The following is a 6,684-nucleotide window of genomic DNA, read 5'->3' on the forward strand; positions in this document are numbered from 1 at the left end:
ATATACAATTGTCAGATCACTTAATATAATAGGATAATACAACCATTTATTGGTGAGTTTTTTTATGGAGATACGTAGATGACCATTATGTACAGCCTACTGTCGGCACTATTTACTATTTTTCTTTATTTCAATCCGGCCTCGGCAACAAGTCCTTATGAGACGGCTGAATATTTTGCTTCATACGATCGGGTCGCAGAAAGCCATGAAAATGTCGAACTGTTCGAGTCGTTAGGTATTGGTGTTTCTGACGAGACTTCAGTCGATATGAAACGTGAGATTCATTACGCTCCGCTCAACACGAATTGGCCGACTATAACGATTGATGATGAATTTTACGATGGGTACGCGACAATTCCATTTGAAGAGACAATTGAAGGGGAACTGCTTCATTTGGAATGGGATGCCCCGATACCTGATGTGGCTGGAAGAGTCATCGTCCTACCGACGACCGACGTATCTTATGAAGCAATGGAAGATGCGTATGAAATCGATTATTACGGAGAAGTCCTTAATGACGAGGCGGCGAATCGCTATCTTACAAAATTAGCCGAAGCGAATGCGGCAGGTTATCTCATTACGCCACACCCGGATGCTCCGGAAGAATATGGATTCGCTTACGTTTCAGCTGCACTTCGCTTGAATGGGGCCGGGGTCGACCGAATAACAGCCGAGTCTTTCCAAGACGGTCAAACGGTTGCGATTGAGCCGTTCACAGACGAAATTCCTTACGTAGAGTTTACGCAACCTGGCACGACTGACAAAGAAGTGATTGTCATGGCCCGACTTGAGGGAAGCTGGTATGGCGATCACGCTCTCACTGGGTTAGGTGGTGCATCCGTGCTCTACCATACGCTTCAAGCGATGGATGACGTAGAGACGGATGCAACGGTCCGCTACGTTTTCTTGAATGGAACTGGGGATGGATACGAATCAAGTACGCACTATTTGCAGATGCTTCAAGATCGAGGTACAACGCCGCGTGTCATCATGTTACTTGATATACTTGGTACAGGGGAGACGAATCGATTCTTCAAAACAAGTGGGATGACGACATATCCGTTTATGGAGGGGATTGGTTTTGGCCCTGTCGAAGTGAAGAGTCTAGGCGTATCAATCTTAGATGAGTACAAGCAAGCCGGGTTCCCAGTTATCTCCGTCAATGATTCTGTCACAGCCCATAACGACGTTTATACAGATAAAGACACAATCAGTCGTCTTTCTGACGAGGCGATGCGTGATCACGTTAAATGGCTCAGCGAGTGGTTAACTCTCCAATAAGAAGTAAGACCGTCACATATGGGGCGGTCTATTCTTTTACTCGAAACGGATCCATTACTTCGGTATGATGAAAGGGGAGGCGATACGATGGAACGACAACTGAATGTGACAACGAATTATGGACAACTGGCCGGTACGTGGATGACCCACGGCGAACCCCGTAAGACGGTCGTCCTGCTCAGCGGGAGCGGGCCGAGCGACCGGGACGGCAATCTTGGACCATCCCAATTCGGCACGTATAAAAAACTGGCCGAGGCGCTCTTTCAGATGGGTGTCAACGTCTACCGGTATGACAAACAAGGCATCGGTGAATCGGACGGTGATTTCAATAAAGTCGGGCTGCACGACCTAGTGACAGATGCGATCACCGTCGTCAACGCCATCAAACAGGAGCCGGACGCAGGGGACATGTATGTGCTCGGCCACAGCGAAGGGGCCGTCATCGCCCCGGCGGTCCAGCTCGAGACGAACGCGGCCGGACTGATTCTTCTCGCCGGATTCAACGATTCCTCAAAGAAGATGTTTTTGCTGCAAGCCGACGCACTTGCAACTGAAGTCGGTTCGGTGAAAGGACTCAAGGGCGTGTTCTATCGATTGACCGGCGTCCCGAAGAAGATTCGTCAGCGCCAAGACGATTTGCTCGAACGGTCACTGCGGACGAACGTCGCCGCGTTCAAATACCGCGGCCAAGTCGTCAACGCCAAGTGGATTCGCGAGCATTCATCCTATGACGTCCGGGAGCGGCTCGAACATGTGCGTGTTCCCGTGCTCGCTCTCACCGGGGACCGTGACGTCCAAGTCCCACCGGAACACGTCCATTCGATTCGGACGAAAGGGGGCGTCGACAGCCACATCATTCACGACATGAACCACTTGCTCGTCGAGCGGACGAGCCCGCACTCGCTCCTCACGCTCCATAAGGAATACCGGGACGCCATCGAAGCACCGCTTCATCCCGAACTCATCCATCAATTGAACGATTGGTTGATGAAACGATAACGAACCACCAAAAACGGTCACTAATTGACCGTTTTTTATGTTATAATTGTGACAACGTAAAAAAAGATGAATGTTTTTGAATGTTTATGATTGTTTTTTAAATGAAAACGCTTTATATTAGAGCTACGGAGGGAATACGATGTTAACGAAACAACGACATCAACTGATTTTGCAACGTCTGTCGGAGCAAAAGATTGTCAAAGTGAAAGAATTGGTCGAGTTGACGGCATCGTCGGAGTCAACGATTCGCCGGGATTTGACCGACCTCGAAGCCGAAGGTTATCTTGAACGGGTTCATGGCGGTGCAACGCTCGTGGCCCGCTACGAAGAAGAGCCGACGTTCGAAGAGAAACGAGATCAACACGTCGATGAAAAAGTCGCGATCGCACGGAAGGCCGCGACGTTCATCGAAGACGGGATGTCCGTCTATCTCGATGCCGGGACGACGACGCAAGCGATGGTTCCTTTCTTAAACGGAAGAGACGTCATCGTCGTGACGAACAGTTTACCGATCGCCAACGACTTGTTCGATCTCGATATTAAAACGTTCGTGATTGGCGGCGAGTTGAAACGGTCGACACAAGCACTCGTCGGCTATAACGCTCGAGAGAGCATGATGAACTATCGGGTCGACCTCGCATTTCTCGGAATTAACGGCGTAGACTTAGAAGCCGGGTACACGACCCCGGACCCGGAAGAGGCACTCGTCAAAAAGACAGCGATCGACTTGGCCCGTGAGGCGTATATTTTGGCGGACGATTCAAAATTCGGGAAACGTTCGTTCAGCCGGGTGGCACCGCTCGAAGCGGCCACACTCGTCACATGGAGCGACTCGTCAAACGTCAGTTCAATTCAATCAATTACAAAGGTGGTGAACGCCCAATGATTTACACATTAACCCTCAACCCCTCAATCGATTACTATGTCACTCTCCCTGAAGTCGTCCTCGGTGAAGTCAACCGGATTCAAGAGACGACACAGCGTGCCGGCGGAAAAGGCATCAACGTCGCGTTCGTCTTACGCGAATACGACGTCGACACGGTCGCGTTAGGATTCGTCGGCGGTACGACTGGAGACTTCATCAAGAAGGCGTTGACGGACAAAGGCGTCCAAACCGATTTCGTCGAAGTCGATGGACAGACGCGGATCAACGTCAAGATCCGGGCGCTAGAAGAGACGGAATTGAACGCAAGCGGCCCGGTCATCTCGGACACGGAACTTGAACGGTTGACGCGTCAGTTCGATCACGTTCAACCGGGAGACATCGTCGTCCTCGCCGGAAGCATTCCGGGCAATCTGCCGGATACACTCTACCGCACGCTCGCTGAGACGGTTCGGGCAAACGGTGCCGAGTTCGTCGTCGATACGACGAAGGAAGCGATGCTCGAAGTCCTCTCACTCAAACCACTCATGATTAAACCGAACCACCATGAACTCGGTGAACTGTTCGATACAGACATCGAGACGTTCGAACAGGCACTCCCATACGCGGAGCAGTTGGTCGAACGCGGCGCCCAAAACGTCATCGTCTCTTTCGCCGGTGACGGTGCCATGCTCGTCAACGCTTCAGGCGCTTATACGGCGAACACACCGAGTGGCAAACTCGTCAACTCGGTCGGCGCAGGCGACTCTCTCGTCGCCGGATTCGTTGCCAACATTCTCGACCACGACGCAACTGAGGCGTTCCGCTATGCGGTCACGACCGGCAGCGCGTCTGCATATACGTTCGGGCTGTGCACAAAAGAAGACGTGGACCGCTTGGTCGGCGAAGTCAGCGTCACCCCACTATCTCGATTGGAGGAAACAACATGAACATCACGGACCTTCTTAAAAAGGACACGATTCAACTGAATCTCCGCAGTCGTTCGAAAGCCGAAGTTATCGAAGAACTCGTCGACGTGCTCGATCGCGCCGGCAAACTATCGGATCGTAACGGCTATCGCGACGCCATCCTCGCGCGTGAGGCACAAAGCACGACCGGACTCGGTGAAGGGATTGCCATCCCGCACGCGAAGACGAAAGCCGTCAAACAACCGGCCATCGCTTTCGGACGCTCGGAAGGCATCGATTACGAAGCACTCGACGGCCAAGACAGCCGTTTGTTCTTCATGATCGCGGCCGGAGAACACGCCAATAACGAACACTTGGAAACACTTTCGAAATTATCCGTTTTCCTTATGGACCCAGCTTTCCAAGAACGTCTCTATGCGGCCACGTCAGAAGATGACGTCATCCGGGCCATCGAAGAAAAAGAAGCGGCCGAGGCGGCTCCTGTCGCTTCGAAGCCGGTTCAAGCCGATGCTCCTTACATCCTTGCTGTCACGGCGTGTCCAACAGGTATCGCCCACACGTACATGGCCGCCGACAGCTTGAAGCAAAAAGCAGACGCGATGGGTGTCGATATGAAAGTCGAGACGAACGGATCGACTGGCGTCAAGAATGAATTGACAGCGGCTGATATCGCGAAAGCGACAGCCATCATCGTCGCGGCTGATAAAGCCGTCGAGATGGACCGGTTCGCCGGTAAACACGTCATTGAAGTCCCAGTCGCCCAAGGCATCCGGAAGCCAGAAGAGTTGATCAACCGGGCGGTCAAACAAGACGCACCGGTGTATCGGGGAACTGGTTCGTCAGGTGGGACGAAAGAACAGCGCACAGGCATTTATAAGCACTTGATGAGCGGGGTATCCGCGATGCTCCCACTCGTCGTCGCTGGTGGTCTCTTGATCGCCATCAGCTTCTTCTGGGGCATCAACTCGGCAAACCCGGATGACCCGTCATACAACGAATTCGCCGCCCAACTCAATACAATCGGTGGGGCAGCCTTTAGCTTCCTCGTCCCAATTCTTGCCGGTTTCATCGCGATGTCAATCGCCGACCGTCCAGGTCTCGCACCAGGTCTTGTCGCTGGTTTATTAGCCAGCCAAGGTGGCGCCGGATTCCTCGGCGGACTCATCGCTGGTTTCCTTGCCGGATATGTCGTCCTCTTCTTGGTTAAAGCACTTTCTAAACTACCGGCCTCGCTTGAAGGAATTAAACCGGTATTGCTCTATCCGTTACTTGGGTCATTTATTTCCGGTATGATCATGTTACTTGTTGTCAATAAACCAATCGCAGCCTTCATGACATGGTTGATGGATGTCATGAACAGCCTGAGCGGCGCTAACGCCATCTTGCTCGGTGTTATCGTCGGTGGAATGATGGCCGTCGATATGGGCGGTCCGATTAACAAGACAGCCTACGTCTTTGGTACAGCTGCACTCACTGCCGGTAACCAAGAAATCATGGCAGCTGTCATGGCCGGTGGGATGGTACCACCGCTCCTCGTCGCATTCGCATCGACAGTGTTCGCTCGTCAAAAGTTCTCGAAACAAGAACGTGAAGCCGGGAAGACAGCATATATCATGGGTGCCTCGTTCATCACGGAAGCAGCCATCCCGTTTGCAGCGGCCGACCCGATCCGTGTGTTACCGTCAGCGATTCTCGGATCGGCCATCGCTGGTGGGTTGTCAGCCTTCTTCGCTATCCAATTGCCAGCGCCCCACGGTGGGATCTTCGTCTTCCCACTCCTTGAAGGAGCTGGAAACGTCGTCATGAGCATGGGACTTTACGCCCTCGCGATTCTCGCCGGAGCCTTGATTGGAGCACTCCTCCTCTCATTCTTGAAAAAACCATTGACGGAGACGCAAACTACAACAACGCGTAACGTCGCTTGACCAGTACGGCCGTAGGATTTCCTACGGTCGTTTTTTGTCAAATGATTGTCAGTCAAATCTGGAAGAAGTCTGATTTCGATTGGGTGATTTGTGGTAAAATACTTGTAAAACTTACGCTAAGGAGGGGGTACGGATGCTCATACGGAAAGCCGAGCCAAAAGATGCTTACGGGATTGCGCGGGTGAGGGTGAACGGATGGCGCACAACCTATCGGGGAATTGTGCCGACCGACTTTCTCTTGCAGCTCGGTTCGAACGCGATCGAGTGGTCTGAAAAGGTCCGCAGCGCCCTCGCGAAACGAGAAGTCGAAGGGTTTGTCGCCATCGTCGAAGAGGAAATCGTCGGGTTCGTTCTTTACGGGGAAGAACGGACGGGCGAATATCCGGACCATCCGAATGAGATTTATGCGATTTACATTCTAGAGGACCATCAGCGTAACGGGATTGGTTCGCTATTGCTGGAGCGAGCGATCCAAGCGATGTCGAATCACGGGCTCATCATTTGGGCGCTCGAATTGAACCCGTATCGCACGTTCTATGAGCAACGTGACGGGCAAGTCATCGATGCGAAAGAGCGCTTGTTCGGGGAACTTGCCCTCCGTGAAGTCGCCTACGGATGGACAAAAGGGAATCACGACGCGATTGTCGGCGCATAATCGGACACGACTCTACTGTCGTGTGCTTTTTTT

Annotated in this window: 6 protein-coding genes; all 6 read left to right on the top strand. The window is 52.4% G+C overall.

The genetic code is table 11. From position 1 onward, the window contains the following. Positions 1-78: 78 nt before the first annotated feature. The gene (locus DPV68_RS14090; RefSeq protein WP_034777462.1) at positions 79-1,281 is read left to right on the top strand and encodes a zinc-binding metallopeptidase family protein; all 1,203 of its coding nucleotides are present in this window, start codon (positions 79-81) and stop codon (positions 1,279-1,281) included. Between the two features lie 87 nt (positions 1,282-1,368). Further along, entirely contained in the window at positions 1,369-2,280 is a 912-nt protein-coding gene (locus tag DPV68_RS14095) for an alpha/beta hydrolase (RefSeq protein WP_114167409.1), read from the top strand. Between the two features lie 139 nt (positions 2,281-2,419). After that, positions 2,420-3,166 carry a DeoR/GlpR family DNA-binding transcription regulator gene (locus DPV68_RS14100; protein WP_114167410.1) on the top strand — a complete coding sequence of 249 codons (747 nt, stop codon included), beginning with the start codon at positions 2,420-2,422 and terminating at the stop codon, positions 3,164-3,166. After that, positions 3,163-4,092 (top strand): 1-phosphofructokinase, encoded by a 930-nt coding sequence (gene pfkB / locus DPV68_RS14105; protein WP_114167411.1) that lies wholly within the window; start codon positions 3,163-3,165, stop codon positions 4,090-4,092. The genes DPV68_RS14100 and pfkB overlap by 4 nt, the downstream gene beginning before the upstream one ends. Further along, positions 4,089-5,996 (top strand): PTS fructose transporter subunit IIABC, encoded by a 1,908-nt coding sequence (locus tag DPV68_RS14110; protein ID WP_114167412.1) that lies wholly within the window; start codon positions 4,089-4,091, stop codon positions 5,994-5,996. Before pfkB ends, DPV68_RS14110 begins: the two co-directional genes overlap by 4 nt. 133 nt (positions 5,997-6,129) lie before the next feature. Further along, complete coding sequence (locus tag DPV68_RS14115; RefSeq protein ID WP_114167413.1) at positions 6,130-6,651, top strand: GNAT family N-acetyltransferase; 522 nt, start codon at positions 6,130-6,132, stop codon at positions 6,649-6,651. Positions 6,652-6,684: the final 33 nt, after the last annotated feature.

The organism is Exiguobacterium sp. TNDT2, assembly GCF_003331145.1.
In the GTDB taxonomy this organism is placed as follows: domain Bacteria; phylum Bacillota; class Bacilli; order Exiguobacteriales; family Exiguobacteriaceae; genus Exiguobacterium.

Coding starts and splice junctions, on each gene's coding strand:
- DPV68_RS14095 (WP_114167409.1), top strand. CDS start 1,369: ATGGAACGACAACTGAATGTGACAACGAATTATGGACAACTGGCCGGT.
- DPV68_RS14100 (WP_114167410.1), top strand. CDS start 2,420: ATGTTAACGAAACAACGACATCAACTGATTTTGCAACGTCTGTCGGAG.
- DPV68_RS14110 (WP_114167412.1), top strand. CDS start 4,089: ATGAACATCACGGACCTTCTTAAAAAGGACACGATTCAACTGAATCTC.
- pfkB (WP_114167411.1), top strand. CDS start 3,163: ATGATTTACACATTAACCCTCAACCCCTCAATCGATTACTATGTCACT.
- DPV68_RS14090 (WP_034777462.1), top strand. CDS start 79: ATGACCATTATGTACAGCCTACTGTCGGCACTATTTACTATTTTTCTT.
- DPV68_RS14115 (WP_114167413.1), top strand. CDS start 6,130: ATGCTCATACGGAAAGCCGAGCCAAAAGATGCTTACGGGATTGCGCGG.